This window comes from Duganella dendranthematis (assembly GCF_012849375.1).
In the GTDB taxonomy this organism is placed as follows: Bacteria; Pseudomonadota; Gammaproteobacteria; order Burkholderiales; family Burkholderiaceae_D; genus Rugamonas; species Rugamonas dendranthematis.
The window spans coordinates 3,684,297-3,703,629 of sequence record NZ_CP051684.1; the positions used below are offsets into that span (position 1 = coordinate 3,684,297).

General features: G+C 64.0%; 18 protein-coding genes and 1 pseudogene. 11 read left to right on the top strand and 8 right to left on the bottom strand.

Annotated features, from left to right (window positions below; all coding sequences use genetic code 11):
• Positions 1 to 4: 4 nt before the first annotated feature.
• Positions 5 to 1,231 carry a Zn-dependent hydrolase gene (locus tag HH213_RS16825; RefSeq protein WP_169112963.1) on the top strand — a complete coding sequence of 409 codons (1,227 nt, stop codon included), beginning with the start codon at positions 5 to 7 and terminating at the stop codon, positions 1,229 to 1,231.
• A gap of 32 nt (positions 1,232 to 1,263) precedes the next feature.
• Positions 1,264 to 2,643, top strand: a complete 1,380-nt coding sequence (locus HH213_RS16830; protein WP_169112964.1) for a tetratricopeptide repeat protein — start codon at positions 1,264 to 1,266, stop codon at positions 2,641 to 2,643.
• Here HH213_RS16830 and HH213_RS16835 read toward each other — a convergent pair.
• Positions 2,606 to 3,499 (bottom strand): SDR family oxidoreductase, encoded by an 894-nt coding sequence (locus tag HH213_RS16835; RefSeq protein ID WP_169112965.1) that lies wholly within the window; start codon positions 3,497 to 3,499, stop codon positions 2,606 to 2,608. The two genes, HH213_RS16830 and HH213_RS16835, sit on opposite strands and share 38 nt — an antisense overlap.
• 96 nt (positions 3,500 to 3,595) lie before the next feature.
• Between HH213_RS16835 and HH213_RS16840 the strand changes: the two genes are divergently transcribed.
• Positions 3,596 to 4,510 carry an AraC family transcriptional regulator gene (locus tag HH213_RS16840; protein ID WP_110847177.1) on the top strand — a complete coding sequence of 305 codons (915 nt, stop codon included), beginning with the start codon at positions 3,596 to 3,598 and terminating at the stop codon, positions 4,508 to 4,510.
• Here the strand turns inward: HH213_RS16840 and HH213_RS16845 are convergent.
• Both HH213_RS16845 and HH213_RS16850 read right to left on the bottom strand, forming a co-directional pair.
• Positions 4,507 to 6,255: an allantoate amidohydrolase gene (locus tag HH213_RS16845; protein WP_169115236.1), complete on the bottom strand. Its 1,749-nt coding sequence runs from the start codon at positions 6,253 to 6,255 to the stop codon at positions 4,507 to 4,509. The two genes, HH213_RS16840 and HH213_RS16845, sit on opposite strands and share 4 nt — an antisense overlap.
• A gap of 71 nt (positions 6,256 to 6,326) precedes the next feature.
• Positions 6,327 to 7,265: a LysR family transcriptional regulator gene (locus tag HH213_RS16850; RefSeq protein WP_110847175.1), complete on the bottom strand. Its 939-nt coding sequence runs from the start codon at positions 7,263 to 7,265 to the stop codon at positions 6,327 to 6,329.
• A 116-nt stretch (positions 7,266 to 7,381) separates the two neighbouring features.
• Between HH213_RS16850 and HH213_RS16855 the strand changes: the two genes are divergently transcribed.
• Both HH213_RS16855 and HH213_RS16860 read left to right on the top strand, forming a co-directional pair.
• The gene (locus HH213_RS16855; protein WP_169112966.1) at positions 7,382 to 8,590 is read left to right on the top strand and encodes a urate hydroxylase PuuD; all 1,209 of its coding nucleotides are present in this window, start codon (positions 7,382 to 7,384) and stop codon (positions 8,588 to 8,590) included.
• 11 nt (positions 8,591 to 8,601) lie between these two features.
• Positions 8,602 to 9,831: a M20/M25/M40 family metallo-hydrolase gene (locus HH213_RS16860; RefSeq protein WP_169112967.1), complete on the top strand. Its 1,230-nt coding sequence runs from the start codon at positions 8,602 to 8,604 to the stop codon at positions 9,829 to 9,831.
• Here the strand turns inward: HH213_RS16860 and HH213_RS16865 are convergent.
• A complete protein-coding gene (locus tag HH213_RS16865; RefSeq protein WP_169112968.1) occupies positions 9,824 to 10,540 on the bottom strand; it encodes a substrate-binding periplasmic protein in 717 nt (238 codons plus the stop codon). The genes HH213_RS16860 and HH213_RS16865 overlap by 8 nt on opposite strands.
• Before the next feature lie 93 nt (positions 10,541 to 10,633).
• On the opposite strand from HH213_RS16865, the gene HH213_RS16870 reads away from it, so the two are divergent.
• The 3 genes from HH213_RS16870 to HH213_RS16880 are packed head-to-tail and all read left to right on the top strand — an operon-like array spanning position 10,634 to position 14,107.
• Complete coding sequence (locus tag HH213_RS16870; RefSeq protein ID WP_110847171.1) at positions 10,634 to 11,902, top strand: paraquat-inducible protein A; 1,269 nt, start codon at positions 10,634 to 10,636, stop codon at positions 11,900 to 11,902.
• On the top strand, positions 11,895 to 13,514 hold the full coding sequence (locus HH213_RS16875) for a PqiB family protein (RefSeq protein ID WP_110847170.1): 1,620 nt from the start codon (positions 11,895 to 11,897) through the stop codon (positions 13,512 to 13,514). Before HH213_RS16870 ends, HH213_RS16875 begins: the two co-directional genes overlap by 8 nt.
• Positions 13,511 to 14,107 carry a PqiC family protein gene (locus HH213_RS16880; RefSeq protein ID WP_169112969.1) on the top strand — a complete coding sequence of 199 codons (597 nt, stop codon included), beginning with the start codon at positions 13,511 to 13,513 and terminating at the stop codon, positions 14,105 to 14,107. Before HH213_RS16875 ends, HH213_RS16880 begins: the two co-directional genes overlap by 4 nt.
• 9 nt (positions 14,108 to 14,116) lie before the next feature.
• Here the strand turns inward: HH213_RS16880 and HH213_RS16885 are convergent, their stop codons facing one another.
• On the bottom strand, positions 14,117 to 14,692 hold the full coding sequence (locus HH213_RS16885) for a TetR/AcrR family transcriptional regulator (RefSeq protein ID WP_174864416.1): 576 nt from the start codon (positions 14,690 to 14,692) through the stop codon (positions 14,117 to 14,119).
• 130 nt (positions 14,693 to 14,822) lie between these two features.
• Here HH213_RS16885 and HH213_RS16890 point away from each other — a divergent pair.
• Positions 14,823 to 15,463: pseudogene (locus HH213_RS16890) on the top strand (glutathione S-transferase).
• On the opposite strand, the gene HH213_RS16895 reads toward HH213_RS16890, so the two are convergent.
• Both HH213_RS16895 and HH213_RS30560 read right to left on the bottom strand, forming a co-directional pair.
• Positions 15,460 to 16,125 (bottom strand): LysR substrate-binding domain-containing protein, encoded by a 666-nt coding sequence (locus HH213_RS16895; protein WP_308494497.1) that lies wholly within the window; start codon positions 16,123 to 16,125, stop codon positions 15,460 to 15,462. The pseudogene HH213_RS16890 and the gene HH213_RS16895 sit on opposite strands and share 4 nt — an antisense overlap.
• The gene (locus HH213_RS30560) at positions 16,089 to 16,412 is read right to left on the bottom strand and encodes a LysR family transcriptional regulator (RefSeq protein WP_308494498.1); all 324 of its coding nucleotides are present in this window, start codon (positions 16,410 to 16,412) and stop codon (positions 16,089 to 16,091) included. The genes HH213_RS16895 and HH213_RS30560 overlap by 37 nt, the downstream gene beginning before the upstream one ends.
• A 94-nt stretch (positions 16,413 to 16,506) precedes the next feature.
• On the opposite strand from HH213_RS30560, the gene HH213_RS16900 reads away from it, so the two are divergent.
• A complete protein-coding gene (locus tag HH213_RS16900) occupies positions 16,507 to 17,658 on the top strand; it encodes an MFS transporter (protein WP_169112970.1) in 1,152 nt (383 codons plus the stop codon).
• Here the strand turns inward: HH213_RS16900 and HH213_RS16905 are convergent.
• Positions 17,630 to 18,541 (bottom strand): LysR family transcriptional regulator, encoded by a 912-nt coding sequence (locus tag HH213_RS16905; RefSeq protein ID WP_169112971.1) that lies wholly within the window; start codon positions 18,539 to 18,541, stop codon positions 17,630 to 17,632. The two genes, HH213_RS16900 and HH213_RS16905, sit on opposite strands and share 29 nt — an antisense overlap.
• Before the next feature lie 84 nt (positions 18,542 to 18,625).
• Here HH213_RS16905 and HH213_RS16910 point away from each other — a divergent pair, with 84 nt between their 5' ends.
• Complete coding sequence (locus tag HH213_RS16910) at positions 18,626 to 19,330, top strand: histidine phosphatase family protein (protein ID WP_169112972.1); 705 nt, start codon at positions 18,626 to 18,628, stop codon at positions 19,328 to 19,330.
• Positions 19,331 to 19,333: the final 3 nt, after the last annotated feature.

A 19,333-nucleotide genomic window follows, 5' to 3' on the forward strand; every position in this document is an offset into this window, starting at 1 on the left:
GCATATGAAGATTAATGGTGACCGCCTGTGGGCATCGCTAATGGAACTGGCGAAAATCGGCGCGACGGAAAAGGGCGGCGTCAAGCGCCTGGCGTTGACGGATCTGGACAAGCAGGGCCGCGATCTGGTGGTCGGCTGGGCCAAGGACGCGGGGTTGTCGATTACGATCGACCAGATCGGCAATGTCTTCATGCGCCGCGACGGCACCAACAACGCGCTGCCGCCGGTGATGACCGGCAGTCATATCGACACCCAGCCGACCGGCGGTAAATTTGACGGCAACTATGGCGTATTGGCCGGACTGGAAGTGGTGCGCACGCTGAATGATTTGCAGATCAAGACCGAGGCGCCAATTGAGGTGGCTTTCTGGACCAATGAAGAAGGCTCGCGCTTCGTGCCGGTGATGATGGGTTCCGGCGTGTTCTGCGGCGCGTTCTCGCTGGAGACGGCGTATGCGGCCAAAGACGTCGATGGCAAGACCGTCGGCGACGAGCTGGAACGCATCGGCTACAAAGGCCCGCAGGTGCCGGGCGATCATCCGATCGGCGCTTACTTTGAAACGCATATCGAACAAGGGCCGGTGCTGGAAGATGCCGACAAGGTGATCGGCGTGGTGCCGGCGGTGATGGGATTGTCGTGGTACGACTGCGTGGTCACCGGCATGGAAGCCCATGCCGGCCCAACGCCGATGGGACTGCGCAAGGATGCGCTGCAAGTGTCCACCAGGATCATGCAGGAAGTCGTCGCCATCGCCAACCGCTATCCGCCATATGGCCGCGGCACGGTGGGCATGGTGCAGGTGTTCCCGAACAGCCGCAACGTAATACCCGGCGAGGTCAAATTCAGCATCGACCTGCGCAATGTGAACGATGAGCTGTTGAACACCATGCACGAGGAGATGCTGGCGTTTATCGACAATGTGCGCAGCGAGTCGGGACTGAAGATCGAGATCGAGCGCGTGTCTTATTATCCGCCATGCCCGTTCCATCCGGAGTGCGTGGATGCTGTACGCAACGCCACGGCGAAGCTGGGCTATTCGACCATGGACGTGGTGTCGGGCGCCGGCCATGACGCTATCTACGCCGCGCGTCTGGCGCCGGCGGGCATGATCTTCGTGCCTTGCAAGGACGGCATCAGCCACAATGAGATCGAGGATGCCAAGGCCGAGCATCTGGAAGCCGGTTGCAATGTGCTGTTGCATGCGATGCTGGAGCGCGCCCGCATCGTTTGACCGGTGGCCGGGCTGAGGGCATACTGCGTCGCATGCACACCGACCCTCAGCAAGCCTATCTCGATGCCAATCACATGATGGCCGCCGGCGACGACGCCGGCGCTGAGGCTTGTTATCTGCAAGCGCTGGCGCTGCAACCGTGGCATGTCGCGGCGCGCGCCAATCTGGGGTATCTGAAGGAGCAGCAGGGTGCGGTGGCGGAGGCGGAGTTCCATTATCGTCAGGCGATTGGGCTGATCCCGGATCACGCGCAGCTGCATCAGAATCTGGGGGCGCTGCTGTTCAAGGAGAAGCGGCTGGCGGAGTCGGAAGCGGCATTGCGCACGGCGGTGCAGTTGGCGCCGGATTCCCCTACCGCGTGGAGCCAGCTTGGCGCGGTGCTGGTGTGTGCACATCGGGAGCCGGAAGGGGAGGCTTGCTATCGGCAGGCGCTGGCGCTCGACCCTGAGCATGCGCGGGCGCAGTTTAATCTCAGTTATCTGCTGCTGCGTCAGGCGCGCTTTGAAGAAGGCTGGCGCATGCTGGAAGCGCGCTGGCAGTTCGATCATTTCCCGTTGTCGTTTGATTGTCCGTTCTGGAATAGCGAGCCGTTGGAGGGCAAGTCGATTGTGATTGGGCTGGAGGCGGGGCATGGCGATATGATTCATTTCTGCCGTTACGCACTGATGCTCAAGGCGCGCGGCGCCAGGCGGGTGGACGTGGTGTGTCATCCGGGCTTGCAGCGGTTATTCGCCACGCTGGCGGGCGTGGATAGCGTGCATGCGCTGGGCGAGGCGCTGTCCGGTGGTTGGGATTATTGGACGCGGCCGATGCGCTTGCCGGGATTGTTTGGCACCGAGATAGCCAGCATTCCGTCCGACGTGCCGTATCTGCACGCGGAGCCGGAACTGGTAGCGCAATGGCGCGACGCGCTGCCGCAGCAGGGACTGCGCGTAGGCCTGGCATGGCGCGGCAACGCCAACTTTGAGAACGACGCGGACCGCTCGCTGCCATCATTGATGGCGCTTGCTCCGCTGGGTGCAGCATCTGGTGCGGCGAATTTTATCAGCCTGCAAAAGGGCCCAGGCGAAGCCGAAGCATTGACGCCGCCGGTGGGCATGTATGTGCATCCGCTTGCGTCGCGCTTGCAGGACTTCGCGGAGACGGCGGCGTTGATCGCCAATCTCGATCTGGTGATCAGCGTGGACACGGCGGTGGCGCATCTGGCCGGCGCGTTGGGCAAGCCTTGCTGGCTGCTGCTGCCCGACTATCGCTGCGATTGGCGCTGGATGGCGGACCGCGACGATACGCCGTGGTATCCGTCCATGCGCCTGTTCCGCCAGCCGCGCGGTGGCGGCTGGTCGCCGGTCATCGAGCGGGTGGCGGCGGCGCTGGTCAGCCTCGGAAGTAGTGCTGCGCCAGATCCTCGATAAGTCCCGGACCGGCAGGCTGCCAGCCCAGTTGCTCCCGCGTTTGCGGGCTGGACGCCGGGCAGTCCGCGCCGAAGAAGCGCGCCAGGAAGCCGAAGTGCTCCGGCGCTTCTTCCGCCGCCAGACTCACGGCCGGCACCCCAAGCCCCTTGCCGATCACCTCCGCAATCTCCCGCGTGGCGACACCTTGTTCGCCGATGGCGTGATAGCGCGCGCCAGCCACGCCATGTTCCAGCACTAGCCGATAAAGCCGCGCCGCATCAAAGCGATGCACGGCTGGCCAGCGGTTGCTGCCTTCGCCGATGTACGCCGATACGCCTTTGGCGCGGGCGATGTCCACCAGTCTTGGCGCGAAGCCGTAATCGCCATCGCCGTGTACCGACGGCGGCAGGCGTACCAGCGATGAGCGCACCCCGCGCGCGGCCAACGCCAGCGTGAGCTGCTCGGAAGCGGTACGGTGCTGCGCCGGGCCTGCTGGATCAGGTGCGTCGTTTTCGGTGCCTACGCGGCCATGTGGCAGCAGCGCGCTGCCGGAGGTGGTAATCAGCGGCTTGCCACTGCCGGCCATCGCTTCACCCATGGCTTCAATGGCGCGGCGGTCAGTCTCGCCGGCGGCGTTGAAGTCCTTGAAGTCGTGGATGAAGGCGGTGTGGATCACGCCATCGCAAGCCCGTGCGCCGGCAGCCAGTGCGTCGAGGTCCGATAGTTCGCCGCGATGCACGGCGATGCCGCGCTGGCGCAACTTCTCGGCACCGTCGTCGCTGCGCGCCAGTCCCAATACCTCATGGCCCGCGCCCAGCAGTTCCTGAATGACGGCCGAGCCTACCCAGCCCGTGGCGCCTGTGACGAATACTTTCATGTGCATCTCCCTTGTGTCGATGGCATGCATGATAGAAGATGCGCGGCGGACGATCCATGCTATAGAATCCGTATTTTCTTTGCGATCGTCCGAATCATGGATCCCTTATCAGACGTACTCTCTCTGCTCAAACCGCGCAGCTACATGGCCGGCGGCTTCGACGCCGGCGGTGACTGGTCGCTGCAATTCCAGAAACATGAGGGCATCAAGTGCTACGCCGTGGTCTCTGGCCAATGCTGGCTGGCGGTGCAGGGCGTGGCCGAACCGGTGCTGCTGAAGGCCGGCGAATGCTTTCTGCTGCCGCGCGGCCTGCCGTTCCGTCTGGCCAGCGATCTGTCGCTGCCGCCGCAGGATGCGCTGGAGCTGCTGCGCCGGCGGCGCGAGGCCGGTGTGGGCGTCATCAATGGCGGCGGCGATTGCATGCTGGTTGGCGGCCACTTCGTGTTCAACGGCCGCCATACCAGCATCCTGCTGGAGGCGCTGCCGCCGATCTCGCACGTGCACAAGGAGTCGGACCGCGAATCGCTGCGTTGGTCGCTGGAGAAGCTGGTGCAGGAGTTGAAGGAACGCCGGCCGGGTTGCGTGCTGATTGCACAGCACATGGCGCACATGATGCTGGTGCAGGCTTTGCGGCTGGTGCTGGCGGAAGAGGAGAGCAATGGCGTCGGCTGGCTGTATGCGCTGGCCGATCCGCAAATCGGCGGCGCCATCGGCGCGCTGCACAGCGACCCGGCGCAGCGCTGGACGCTGGAGACGCTGGCGCAGCATGTCGGCATGTCGCGCTCCACGCTGGCGCTGAAGTTCAAGCAGACCGTTGGCGCGTCGCCGATGGAATACCTGACGCGATGGCGCATGCTGCTGGCCGGCGACCGGCTTGTACATTCCAGCCAGCCGGTGTCGGTGATTGCGCAGGCGCTGGGCTATGAGTCCGACAGCGCCTTTAGCACGGCCTTCAAGCGCGTGATGGGCTGCTCGCCGCGCCAGTATGTGCGCGATCAGGCGGCAGCTTAGTCGCGATAGCTGCGCAGGAAATCGAGCAGTACGCGGGCGGCGATGTCGGCATCGTCGGCAGTCATTGTCTCCAGCGGATTGTGGCTGATGCCGCCGTTGCCGCAGCGCGTGAACAGCATGGCGACGTCGGTGATGGCGGCCATCGCCATCGCATCGTGGCCGGCGCCGGACAGCAGGTCGAAGCGCGGCAGGCCGGCGCGTTCGATGGCGTCGCCGAATTGCTGCATCAAGCGTGGCGCGCACGGCGCGGCGCTGGCGTTCAGCAGCGGTTGCAGCGTGAATTCGATCTGGCGGCGCGCGCAGATAGCGGCGATGCCGTCCATGACGTCCTTGACGGCGGCCAGGCGCACGGCATCGTCGGCGGCGCGGATGTCGAGCGATAGTTTGCAGGCGCCGGGGATGACGTTGACCGAGCCATTCGGCACTTGCAGCTGGCCGACCGTGCCGACCAGCGACGGCGCTTGCGCGCAGCGCTGTTCGACCAGCAGCACGATTTCGGCGGCGGCGGCGGCGGCGTCCTTGCGCATGTTCATCGGCGTGGTGCCGGCGTGGCTGGCCAGGCCGGTGAGCTCGAGCAGGTAGCGTGAGCTGCCGGCGATGGCGGTGACGACGCCAAGTGGCAGGTCGCGCTCCAACAGCACTGGCCCTTGTTCGATATGGACTTCCACAAAGCCGAGCAAGTCGGACGGATTGCGGGCGATGTCGGGGATACGCGCCACGTCGTGGCCGGCGGCCAGCAGGGCGTCGCGCATGCTGACGCCGTCGGCGTCCGTCTGGTCGAGCAGCGACAGGTCGAAGCGGCCAGTGATCGCGGTGCTGCCGAGGAAGGTGCTCTTGAAACGTACGCCTTCTTCTTCCGCAAAGCCGATCACCTCCAGATGGAAGGGTAGCTTTTCGCCGCGCTGGTGCAGGTGCCGGACGATGGCGATTGGCAGCAGGATGCCGAGGCGGCCGTCGTACTTGCCGCCGTTGCGCACGGTGTCGTAGTGCGAGCCGGTGATCAGTGTTTTGGCGTTGGGCGAATCTGAGCGGTAGACGCCGGCGACATTGCCAACGGCGTCGATGTGCGCATCCATTCCCGCTTCGCGCATCCATTCCAGCAACTGGGCGGCGGTCTGGCGGTGGGCGGGCGTCATGTAGGCGCAGGTCAGCGCATTTTCATCATCGCTCCATGCGGCCAGGTCTTCGCTCCACTGCATGATGGCGGGGCCGAAGTCCAGTTGCACGGCCAGCAGGTCGTTGAGGCGAATCTCGGCGATGCGTTTGATCTGGCGAAGGCATTCGGCGATTTCGTCGGCGCGCTGGTTTTTCAGGCGGCGCGCGAAGGTGGCGATGACGCTCTGGCGCGTGAGCCCTTGTCCGGTCGGGCCCTTGACGGCCAGGATGAAGGGGAAGCCGAATTTGGCGTTGTAGTCGGCGTTCAGCTGGTGCAGCGTGGCGAATTCCTCGGCGCTGCACAGGTGCAGGCCGGATTTGGCCTGTTCGCTGGTCGATTCCGCCGTCAGCTGGCCGGCGACGGCGGCTTTGCCGGCCAGTTCCGGGTGGGCGCGGATCAGGCCCAGTTGCTCGTCCAGCGTGGCGGCGCTGACCACATCCTGCAAGGCCAGCTTCAAGGCGGTGACGTTGGCGAACGGACGGCGCGCGGCGGCGCGTTCCGGTATCCATGGCGAGTGCTCGTAGATGCCGCGCAGGCGTTCGACGAAGGTGGCGCTGTCGCAGCTGTTCAGATCTGGGAGTGTGGTCATCATGGCTCCATCATAACGCGCCAGCAGCGCTGCGATATATGCGGTATGCGGTACGGTTTATATGACTGCGCTTACTTCTGCGTCAGCGCCTTGGCGGCCGCACCTACCTGCTCGCGCAGCCATTTGTGTTCCGGCGCCTGGTGCACGCGCTCGTGCCACAGCTGGTAGAAACGCATCGGCGGGAACTGCACCGGCACGCTGTAGGTCTTCAGCGGCATCTGCTTTTCGTAGTGGCGCACGAACTGGCTGCCGGTGGTCAGCACCAAATCGGTCTGCGCCAGCATGTTGGGAATCAGGCCGAAGTAGGCCGATTCCACCACCACGTTGCGTTGCAGGCCCTGACGCTCCAGGTAGTCGTCGATGACGCCAACGTAGCCGGGCAGGATCTGGGTCGGCGCCACATGCGGCAGCGTGAGGTAGTCGTCCATCGACATCTTGTCGGCCGGCGTGCGCAGTGCATACGGGCAGTCGGCACGCATCACGCAGATGATCGGGTCTTCGAACAGCTTGGACATGTGCAGGTGCTCGGGCGGTTCGTCCCAGTTGGCGATGACCAGGTCCATATCGCCGTCCGACAGCAGGCGCACATAGTCGGAACCGGCGCCCAGACTGTGGATCTTGATGCGGCTATTGGGCGATCCGCGCCGCAGCAGTGCCACCAGATTGGGCAGGAACAGGCTGTCCAGATAATCCGGCGCGGCGACGTGGAAGGTGCGCGCTTCGTCCTGTGGCACGAAAGGTGCCTTCTTGAGGAACAGGTTCTCGGTTTCGTCGAGAATGCGCTTTGCTGGTGCAAGCAGGCTTTCACCATGCTGGGTCGGCACCATGCCGCGCGCGCCGCGCACCAAAAGGGGATCGCCGGTCAGCTCGCGCAGTTTGCGCAAGGACGCGGAGATGGAGGGCTGCGGCTGATTCAGTTTGAGGGCGACGCGGGAGACGTTTTTCTCGACCAGTAGCAGGTAGAGGATGCGGATCAGGTGAAGGTCCAGGTGTTGCGGCAAAGCGGACATGAGTTTGTTTCGTTTATACGGGAATGGATATGTCCAATATACTCTAATGTTCATGTAGCCGGAATCAAATCCGTTTATCTTCTGTAAATTAGCCACATTTTGACCTTGAAAATTACATGGAATATCTGATCCCGTATGGCCTTGAGTGGGCGAACCTGCTGGTGCGCTGGCTGCACATCGTCACCGGCATCGCCTGGATAGGCGCCTCGTTCTACTTTGTGTGGCTGGACAATTCGATCCGGCCGCCGGCGCCGGGATCGGATCTGGCGAAGAAGGGCGTGTCGGGCGAGTTGTGGGCGGTGCATGGCGGTGGCTTCTACAATCCGCAAAAGTACCTGGTGGCGCCGGCCGAACTGCCGAAGGAACTGCACTGGTTTAAGTGGGAGGCGTATTCCACCTGGCTGTCCGGCATTGCGCTGCTGACCATTGCCTACTACTTCAACGCCCAGGCGATGATGATCGATAGGTCGGTTGCTGACATCAGCAGCTGGCAGGCGGTCGGCATCGGCATCGGCACCCTGGTGGTCGGGTGGACGGTGTATGACCTGCTGTGTCGCTCCCCGCTGGGCAAGCGTGATTTGTGGTTCGGCGTGGTGATCTTTGTGCTGATCGTGGCGACGGCGTATGGACTGACGCATGTGCTGAGTGGACGCGCGGCGTATATTCACATTGGTGCGCTGATCGGCACCATCATGGTCGGCAATGTGCTGATGCTGATCATTCCGGGCCAGCGCAAGATGGTTGACGCGATGTCGGCCGGCCGCACGCCGGACCCGATCCATGGGCAGAAGGCCAAACAGCGCAGCGTGCACAATAACTACTTCACGCTGCCGGTGCTGTTCATCATGATCAGCAACCATTACGCGATGACCTACCGGAACGACCGCGCGTGGCTGGTGCTTGCCTTTATTATGGCGGCCGGCGTGTTCATTCGCCACTTCTTCAACCTGCGTCACAAAGGACGCGTGGAGTGGCGTTATCCGGCGATTGGCGCGCTGTTGCTGGCTGGCGTGGCGGTGGCGATTGCGCCGTCCAAGCCGGTGGCGGTGGCGCCGGCGGCTGATCCGGCGGCGGCTTTCGCCACGGTGCAGGCGGTGGTGGCGCAGCGCTGCGTGGCGTGCCATTCAGCGCATCCAACGCAGGCCGGCTTTGCGGCCGCACCGCTGGGCGTGGCGTTTGATAACGCCGCCGAGATTCATCAGAACGCGGAAAAAATCTACAAACAGGTCGTGCAGACCAAGGCGATGCCGCTGGCTAACCTGACCAATATGACGGACGCGGAACGGACGCAGATCGCGGCCTGGTACGAGTCCGGTGCAAAATGAAGGAACAAGCAATGAACAAGCAAAAGCTGGCCGAATGGATCGACGCCCACTTTGACGAGGAAGTCGGCGTGCTGCAACAACTGCTGCGCGTGCCGACCGATACGCCGCCCGGTAACAATGCGCCGCACGCGGAGATGGTGGCGGATCTGGTCAAGGCCTATGGCTGGACGGCCGAGAAGCACGTGGTGCCGGAACAGGCGGTCCACGATTACGGCATGCAGAGCATCACCAATTTGATCGTGCGCCGCCCATACGCGGCGGGCGGACCGACCGTGGCGCTGAATGCGCATGGCGACGTGGTGCCGCCGGGCGATAACTGGACCTATCCGCCGTATGGCGGCGTGGTGGAAGATGGCTTTATCTACGGCCGCGCGGCGGCGGTGTCCAAGTGCGACTTCGCGACCTACATCTTTGCGGTGCGCGCGCTGGAAGCGCTGGGCGTGCCGCTCAAGGGTGGGCTGGAACTGCACTTCACCTACGACGAAGAATTCGGCGGCCTGCTGGGGCCAGGCTGGCTGCTGGAGCAGAAACTGACCAAGCCGGATTATGTGATCGCGGCGGGCTTTAGCTACAACATCGTCACCGCGCACAACGCCTGTCTGCAACTGGAGGTGACGGTGCACGGCAAGTCGGGCCACGGTGCGATGCCGGAGACCGGGCACGATGCCTTGCAGGCGGCCACGCGCGTGCTGAACGCGATCTACGACCAGCTGCCGGAGCTGAAGAAGATCAAGTCCAAGATCGCCGGCATCGACTCGCCGACCATGCTGGTGGGCCGCATCGACGGCGGCACCAACACCAACGTGGTGCCGGGCAAAGTGGTGCTGAAGATGGACCGCCGCATGATCCCGGAAGAAGATCCGGTGGCGGTGGAAGCGCAGGTGCGCGCGCTGATCGAGGAAGCGGTGCAGGGCGTGCCCGGCATCACGCTGGAGATCAAGCGCCTGCTGCTGTCGCATGCGCTGCGCGAGCTGTCGGGCACGGAGAAGCTGGTGGCCAGCATCCAGCAGAATGCCGAGACCTTCATCGGCGAGAAAATCCCGGCGCAAGGCACGCCGCTGTACGCCGACGCACGCCTGTACGGTGAGCACGGCATCCCCGCCGTGCTATACGGCGCCGGTCCGCGCTCCGTCCCCGAATCCAACGCCAAGAAGGCGGACGAGCGCCTCAATCTGGAAGACCTGCGCAAGGCCACCAAGGTGGTCGCCGCCACGCTGTTCGACTTCCTGGCCGCTACCTGACGAAATATTTGCGGTGTAGTTCTTCTTTCACGCCTTGCGCTTTCAGGCGGCGGGCGGCGGCGTTGATGCCGGCAACCAGCGCGCGCTGGTCGGCGCCGATGTAGATGTATAGTCTCAGTTCTTCCAGCGGTTTGCCGGTGCCGCCCTGCGACAGCATGGCGCGCGAGGCGGCACTCAGGCTGCCGTCATCGTAGACGCAGGCCTGGTCGCGGCCCTTGATCACCATTTCCAGGCAGGCCGGCACGTTTTGCACGTCGTGCGGCCGCAGGCGCGGTTGCAGCGCTTCCAACCTGGTCTGGTAGATGTAGATGCCGCGCTTGTAGCTGACGCTGCGTGCGCTGGCGGCTAGCTGTTCCCAGCTGTCGATGACCGGCTGGCCTCTTGGCGTGAAGACATATGTGTGTGTCTGCACAAACGGCTCGTCGATCCGCAGGTATTGTGGATGCTTGTGGCCATATTCCTTGACCCGACCCATTTCTCCGGCGAGGCTGCCGTCGCCCAGCATGGCTTCGCTGCGCCGACCGGGCAGGCTTTGCAGCGCGCAGCGCTGGTGGACTTCTGCGCACAGCCGTTGCAGGTAATCGCTCGCGTATGCGAAGACGACCGTCTCGCTTTCATGCGTGGTGCCGAAGATGAGCGTGTCCGGCCCCTGCGCGGCGGCGCTGGCGGCGAGCGTGGTGGTCAGGAGTGCGGACCAACGGCGGGGCATGGGGTATCCGTTATTTTTATCGGCGTGGCAGGCTATCATAGCTGATCGGGCTTTGCCGTATGATATGAGCATTATTGACTGAGCAGCTATCCTGTGCACCGATACGATTTAATCAGTTGTCACGATTGCGGCGTGCTGCACATGCGCCGCCCGGTACGCCCGCGCGAGAAGGCGCGCTGCGTGCGTTGCCGGTCGGTCCTGTATCGCGGCATCTATTCGGACGCCAGCCGCATGGCGGCCATCACCATGGGCGCGGTGTTCACTTTTCTGATTGCGCAGTTCTTCCCGATCGTTCAACTCGACGTCGGCGGTTACAGCACCAGCGCCACGCTGCTGGGCGCGATCCGCGTGTTGTGGACCGAGCATATGGAACTGGTGGCGGCAGTGGTGTTTCTGTTTACGATGGTGCTGCCGGCGGTGGAACTGGGCTCTTTGCTGTATGTGACGCTGTCCTTGCGCAAGGGCCGGCGGCCGCCCGGTTTCGATCATCTGCTGCGCGCGGTGGGCCTGGCGCGACGCTGGGGCATGACCGAGGTGCTGATGATCGGCATCCTGATCACCATCGTCAAGATGACCAGTCTGGCCGAGGTAATTGTGCAGCCGGGCGTGTTCGCTTTCGGCGCGCTGACGCTGATGCTGGCGATCGTGGTGTCGTTCGATCCCAAGATTTTGTGGAATATCGGCGAGCATTTGCCCGGCCCGCGCCGGGTGGCGCAGAAGACGTTTCACTACGCGGCGCTGACCAAGGGCGCGCCGCTGCTGGCCTGCCATGCCTGCGGTCTGGTGGAGTCGCTGAAGTACACGGTGCGGCACCAGTATTGTGCGCGTTGCGGCGCGCGCCTGCATCGGCGCCATCCGGATAGCGTCGGCCGCACCTGGGCGTTTTTGCTGGCCGCGGCGATTCTGTACATTCCGGCCAATCTGCTGCCGGTGATGTATACCCATTCGCTGTTCGGCAAGGAGGACGACACCATCATCAGCGGCGTGGTCTACTTCTGGACCAGCGGTTCGCCGGCGCTGGCGGTGATTATTTTTATCGCCAGTATTGTGGTGCCGGTGCTGAAGCTGGCCGCGCTGGCGCTGCTGGCGTGGACCACGCAGCGGCGCTCGCGCTGGCAGCCGTTGCAGCGCACGGCGTTGTATCGCGTCGTCGAGTTTGTGGGGCGCTGGTCGATGCTGGATATTTTCGTCATTACGCTGACGGTGGCGCTGGTGCGCTTCCAGTCGCTGGCGGTGATCACGGCCGGTCCCGGTGCGCTGGCGTTTTGCGCGGTGGTGGTGCTGACCATGATCGCGTCCATGCAGTTCGATCCCCGCCTGATCTGGGATCCTATCGATACACACGGAGAGAAGCATGTCTGATAACGAGAACGGCCAGCCGCCGTTGCCCGAGCCTGAAGTGGAGAAGCCTAGCCGCATGCCGTCGCTGGTCTGGCTGATTCCCCTGCTGGCGGCGATCATCGGTGTGATGCTGGTGGTGCGCATGGTGATCGATCAGGGGCCGACAGTGACGGTCAGCTTCCGCAGCGCCGACGGGCTGGAGCCGGGCAAGACCAAGGTCAAATACAAGGACGTCGATATCGGTTTGGTCAAGACGATTAAGCTGGACGGCGATCTGTCCAAGGTGCTGGTGACGATCGACATGACCAAGGAGGCCAAACGCTTTACTGCGTCCGATACGCGCTTCTGGGTGGTCAAGCCGCGCATTGGCGCCAGCGGCGTGACGGGTTTGAATACGCTGTTGTCCGGTTCCTATATCGGCGTCGATGCCGGCAAGTCGGAAGAAACCACGCACGAGTTCACGGGGCTCGAGAAGCCGCCGCAGGTAACGCGCGACGAGAAGGGGACGTCGTTCGTGCTGCACGGCGAGTCGCTCGGTTCCATCGATGTCGGTTCGCCGATTTTCTATCGCCGCATCCAGGTCGGGCAGGTGACCGGCTTCGATCTCGATGAGAAGGGACGCGGCGTCAAGATGTCCGTGTTTATCGCCGCGCCGTACGATCAATATGTGGGCAAGAACTCGCGCTGGTGGCATGCCAGCGGGGTCGATGTGCGGCTCGATTCTTCGGGCTTCAAGGTCAACACGCAGTCGCTGGCGGCGCTGCTGGTGGGCGGCATTGCGTTCGAGTCGGTCAACGGCCAGAAGCCGTCGGCCGCGGCGCCGGGCGGCAGCGAGTTTCTGCTGGCGGCCGACCAGGCCAGCGCGCTGCGCGAGCCGGATGGCGTGGCGGTGACCACGGTGCTGTACTTCGACCAGTCGCTGCGCGGCTTGTCGGCCGGCGCTTCGGTGGACTTCCGCGGCATTGTGCTGGGCGAGGTGCGTTCGGTGGGCGTGGAGTTCGACCCGGTGAAGAAGAGCTTCCGCATGCCGGTGACGGTGGATATGTATCCGGCGCGGCTGGGCCGCAGCTTCGCCCAGACGGTCGGCACCAACGAGGACCGTTCGGCCGGCACGCAGGTGCTGGAGCGGATGGTGGCGCGCGGCCTGCGCGGCCAGCTGCGCACCGGGAATCTGCTGACCGGCCAGTTGTATGTGGCGCTGGACTTCTTCCCCAACGCGGCGCCGGCCAAGATCGACACCACCCAGGAGGTGGTGGAGCTGCCGACCGTGCCTAACAGCCTGGATGAGTTGCAGACGCAGGTTTCCAGCATCGCGCGCAAGCTGGATAAGGTGCCGTTCGAGGAGATCGGCAAGAACCTGCGCGATACGCTGAAGAGTGCCGATGTGCTGATGAAGCGTCTGGATGCGCAGGTGGTGCCGGAGTTGAAGGACACGCTGGCGGCGGCGCGCAAGACCTTCCACCAGGCCGACGAGCTGCTGCAGAAGGATTCGCCGGCGCAGTCGGACTTGCGGGAGGCGTTGCAGCAGGTGACGCAGACGATGCAGTCGCTCGATGCGCTGGCCGATTATCTGGAACGGCATCCGGAGGCGCTGATACGCGGTAAGGTCGATAAAAAAGGAGATCAGAAATGATGCGTGTATTTGGCCCGGTGATGGTTGCGGTGCTGGTGCTGGGCGGCTGCGCGAGTTCGCCGCCGGAGCACTTCTACAGTTTGAGCAATGGGCTGGGCATGGCGCAGGCGCCGGCGGCGCGCGCGGCGTATTACATCGAGATGCCGGCGGTGACGGTGCCGAAGCAGCTGACGCGCAACCAGCTGCTGGTGACCACCGGCGAGGGGCGGATGGACTTGCTGGAGCAGGAGCGCTGGTCGGCGCCGCCGGCGGCGGAGATTGGCCAGGCCCTGTCGCTGGCGGTGTCGGGCGAGTTGGGCACCATCGATGCGTTCCGCACGCCGGTGCCGGAGCAGGCGACGGTGTACCGCATCAGCACCAATGTGCAGCGCTTTGAATCGGCGCCGGGGCGGTATGCGCTGATCGACGCGGTGTGGAGCGTGCGGCAGGTGGGCAGCACGCAGGTGCTGACTTGCCGCAGCGTGGCGCGGGAGACGGTCGGCGCCGGCTATGACGCGCTGGTGGCCGGCCATCGCCGCGCGGTGGCTCGCATCGGCAGCGACATCGCCAAGGCCGTGCGGGCGCTGGCCGCCGGCGATAAATCTGGCTGCTGAAGGTCGCTGCTAGGACGGTATCAAGCCAGCCGCTACATAGCCTGCGATCAGTTGATCATAGACTGCGATGTCACATCGGCTGCGGGCGATCAGCTGCGCGCCTGCGACGGCGGCAAAAATGGCTTGGGCGCGGATGTCGGATTGATCGCTCGGGACGCTGTCAGCGGCGAGTAGCACTTGTGTCAACCAGGCGATGTTCACCTCGGCGAATTTGCGTACTTCGAGCTTGATCGGATCGGGAAGATCGTCCGTTTCCGCCGCCATGAAACTGCACAGGCAGATGCGATTGTCGCGGTCGAGGGCTTTGCGAAAAGTGTCCGGATACCGGCGCAGCCATGCCAGCGGGTCGCCCACCTCTTCGCGTATCGCCTGCAGCGCGGCTTCCGAGTCTTCCCAGTAGCGCCTGGCGACTGCAGCCCCGAGATCGGCCTTGCTGGCGAAATGGTGGTACACGCTGGCGGCCTTGATGCCGACGGCGCTGGCCAGGTCACGAATGTTCAGGCCGTTATAGCCATGCGCCTGCGCCATCCTGGTTGCTTCCATCAGGATCTTTTCCCGCGAATTTGCTTCCGCTTCAATCTTCACTGTCACTCCAGCCGCTAAAAAGTGTTGACACCGCGCAGTATAACGCACTATCGTTAACCTACCAAACGTTAGGTAGGTAATGCGGGACGACGTTTTAATCAATTTTTATTCAGGAGTAATCATGACTTCGATGACGGTGTACGATTTTCCGGTCGGCCCCTATCCGACGCGCGTGCGGATTGCCATTGCAGAGAAGAAGCTGCAAGCGCAAGTCCGGTTCAAGATGGTCGATTTATACAAGGGCGAGCACAAGACGCCCGAGTTTATCGCGCAAAAGAATTACTCGGGAACGCTGCCCGTGCTGGAACTTGACGATGGGACGCTGATTGCCGAATGCACCGCCATCACGCAATATCTTGATACGCTCGATGGTGCGCCCAGCCTTACCGGCACGACGCCGCTGCAGCAGGGGATGATTCACATGATGAGCAAGCGCGCCGAAATCGAATTGCTGGACGCGATCAGTGTGTATTTTCACCATGGCACACCAGGCCTGGGGCCGTCGGTGGAGCTGTACCAGAATCCGGAATGGGGATTCCGTCAGCGTGACAAGGCGATCCGGGCATGCATTACTTCGATACCGTGCTACAGCGCCAACCGTTCATCGCGGGTGCGGAATTCTCGATGGCCGATATCACGGTGATCGGCGGCCTGGTGTTCGCTGCCATTGTCGAACTGGAGATTCCCGCTGAGTGCCGCGCCTTGCGGGCCTGGTATGAACGGATGAAGCAACGCGACAGCGTGATCGTCCAGCCGGCCTTTTCCAGCTAAACGGCTGGGACGCCACCGGCGGCGACGGCCATGCAGGCCTGTGGATTGATGCACAGCGTCGCTTCGAAATGCGCGCGCAGTGCCTGCACTTTCGGCGTGTGTTCGCGGCTGCGCTGCCACAGGATGTGCAGCGGCAGGCCCTGGGTGGTCAGCTGCGGCAGGATGTTGACCAGGCTGCCGTCGCGGATTTGCTGGTCCACCAGCCAGGTGGGCAGTTGGGCCAGTCCCAGTCCTGCGACCACGGCGGCCACTTGCGATTCGGCCTGGCCGAACACCATGCGGCCGTTGATGTGCTGGCGCGCCAGCGGGGCGGCGCCTTCCTGGATGCGCCACGGTTGCGTGCTGCCGTCGGCGCGGCCGTACAGGATGGCGTCGTAGGCCGGCAGGTCGGCCGCGCGCTGCGGCGCGCCGTGGCGGGCGATGAAGGCCGGGGCGGCGCAGAAGATCAGTTGTTCGTTGCCAAGGTGGCGGTAGCCCACCGCCGCCGGCCAGGCGTCGTCGCCGCCGATGCGCACCACCAGGTCCATGCCGTCTTCGATGACGTCGACAAAGCGATCGGTGTAGGTGATGTGCGGCGTGATGTGCGGGTAGCGGGCGGCAAATTCCAGCAGCGGCGCCAGCACGTTCATGCGGCCGAAGGTGGCCGGCAGGTCGATGCGCAACCGGCCGCCGGCAGGATGTCCTGATCCGACAGCGCGCGTTCGGCCAGCGCCAGTTCATCGAGCATGCGCACGCACGAGGCGTAGAAGGTGGCGCCGGCATCGGTCAGTGTCAGCTGGCGCGCGCTGCGGTCGAACAGCTGTTTGTGCAGCCGGTCTTCCAGCCGGGCGATGGCTTTGCCGACCGCGGAGTTGGTCAGGTGCAGGCGGGTGGCGGCGGCGGTGAAGCTGCCGGCGTCGGCAACGGCGACGAAGGTTTCAAGGCCCTTCAGGCGTTCTGTGGCGCTCATGGAATTTTTTTCTATGGTTTGCTGGAATAAGCATCCAACATGGGAAATTTTTTCTTGTCTATGATGTCCGGTGTTTTTTACCGGGTCAAGCTCCATGTTTACTTCTGTTTTGCTGGCGGTCGCCGCGTTTGTGATTGTGACCACCGAATTTTTGATTGTCGGCTTGCTGCCGGCGCTGGCGCGCGATCTGCATATCGCGGTGGCGACGGCGGGGCAGCTGGTGACGCTGTTCGCCGTGGTGGTGATGGTGTGTGGGCCGTTTCTGACGGCGTGGCTGGCCAATGTCGAGCGCAAGCGCTTGTTCATTGCGATTCTGCTGTTGTTCGCGGCGTCGAATGGCTTGGCGGCGCTGGCGCCGAACGGCTGGGTGCTGGCGGTGGCGCGGCTGTTGCCAGCGCTGGCGTTGCCGGTGTTCTGGGGCACGGCCAGCGAGACGGCGGCGCAGATCGCCGCGCCGGGCCAGGGCGGGCGCGCGGTATCGCGCGTGTATCTGCGCATTTCCGGCGCCATGCTGTTCGGCATTCCGCTGGGCACGCTGGCGTCAGATGCGATCGGCTGGCGCGGCGCGTTCGGGCTGCTGGCGGCGTTGTCGTTGTTGATTGCGGTGCTGCTGGCGGCGTGTATGCCGACGGCGCGCGCGCACGAGCCGGTGCGCATGGCGGATCAGTTGCAGATATTGAAAAGCCCCTTCTTCCTGGCCAACGTGGGCTTGTCGGTGCTGGTGTTTACGGCGATGTTCACCGGTTATACCTATCTGGCTGAGATGCTGGAGCAATCGGCCGGTGTGGCGCCGGGGCGGGTCGGCTGGTGGCTGATGGGCTTTGGCGCCGTGGGCCTGCTGGGCAACTGGCTCGGCGGCTTGTGGGCCGGACGGCGACCGTTGGCGACGACGGCGGTATTCTGCGCGGTGCTGGCCGTCGGCATGGTGGCGAGCATGGCGTTGGCCGACGGCGCCGGCGGCGGCGGCGCGTGGTTTGTGCTGGCGCTGGCGGTGTGGGGCATCGCCAATACGGCGCTGTATCCGGTATGCCAGATCCGCGTGATGCAGGCGGCGACGCAAGCGCAGGCGCTGGCCGGCACCATCAATGTGTCGGCGGCCAACGGCGGCATCGCGCTGGGCGCCCTGATTGGCGGCGGCAGTATTGCCGCCTGGGGCGCAGGCAATATCGGTTACGTGTCCGGCGCGATTGCCTTGCTGGCGGCGCTGGCGGCGGCGTTTATCCGGCGGCCTGCATGGCGGCGGTGATTTGGGCGCGGAGCCAGGTGTTGGCGGGGTCGTTGTCGACGTTGGCGTGCCAGTACAGGTAGACGTCCAGCGACGGCATGGTCAGCGGCAACGGCAGGATCTGGTTGGTGAATTGCTGGTTGACGATGCGCGCCAGCCGGTCGGGCATCGTTAGCGCCAGGTCGGTCTGGCTGACCACGCGGCAGGCGGCGAAGTAGTGTTGGCAGCGCAGGCGAATCTTGCGTTGCAGGCCTTGCCGGCTCAGCTCGACATCTTCCAGTCCCGGCCCGCGCCGGCGCGAGCTGGTCTGGATGTGTTCCATTTCCAGGTAGGTGTCCAGCGTCAGCGCGCGGCGCTTGACCAGCGGGTGGCCGCGCCGCACCAGTACCACGGTCTGGTCGCCGGCCAGCTGCGCGCGCCGCACGTCGTTCGGCAGCGGCAGCAGCACATCGATGGCGGCGTCCAGCGTGCCAGCCGCCAGTTCGCTTTCCAGTTCGCGCCGGCTCACTTGCAGGGTGTTCAGCGTGGCCGACGGCGCCGCCGCCGAGATGCCGGCCATCAGGCCCGGCAGCACGCTGGCTTCCAGCACGTCGCGCACCGCCAGCGAGAAGTTGCGCTCACTGCTGGCGGGGTCGAAGTGCGCGGCGCCGCTCAGCGTGACTTCAAAGCCGCGCAGCGCGCGCCGCACCTGGTCGATGATGGAGCGGGTCAGCGGCGTCGGCGTCATGACGTGGCCCTGGCGCTCGAACAGCGGGTCGTCGAACAGCTGGCGCAGGCGGTTCAGCGCGTGGCTGATGGCCGGCTGCGTCAGGTTCATTTTAAGGCTGGCGCGGGTGATGCTGCCTTCCGCATAGATCGCTTCCAGCACGATGAATAGGTTCAGATCGACTTTTGATAGATGCATGGAATTTATCCATTTCAATTAATTCTATTCATTTGATGAATTATAGGCCGCCCGGTAAGCTACAGGTCTGACGGAGGAGGCGAGATGGGACAAATTTTTCTGGTGCGTCACGGGCAGGCCTCGTTCGGCAAGGCCAATTATGATCAATTGTCGGAGCTGGGCTTTGAGCAGGCGCGCCTGTTGGGACAGTGGTATGCGAATACCCGCCAGACTTTCAGCAAGGTGATTACCGGCGGCATGGTGCGGCATCGGCAGACGGCCGATACGTGTCTGTCGATGGTGCCGCGTAAGCAGCTGCTGGAGACGGAGTGGGCGACCGATGCCGACTTCGCCGAGTTCGATCATCAGGAGGTGCTGCTGCGCCATTGTCCGGAGTTTGCCGATGCGGCGGCGTTCAAGGCGCTGCTGGCCAGCCATGTCGATCCGCCGCGCGCGCTGGAGCATGTGTTCCGCGCCGCTATGCAGCGCTGGATGGGCGGCGCACATGACGGCGACTACGCCGAGACCTGGCCGGCTTTCCGCCGCCGCTGCGTGCGCGCGCTGGAGCGGCTCGATACCGACAGCCGCCAGCAGACCACGATGGTGTTCACCTCCGGCGGTGTGATTGCGGCGCTGATGCAGCATCTGCTGGGCTTGCAGGATTTCCAGGTGATGGAGCTGAACTGGACGCTGGCCAATTGCGCCGTCACCAAGCTGATGCAGCGCCCCGGCCAGTTCACGCTGAGCTATCTGAATAATTACGCGCATCTGGAATGGCTGGGCCAGCCCGGCGCGATCACCTACCGATAATAA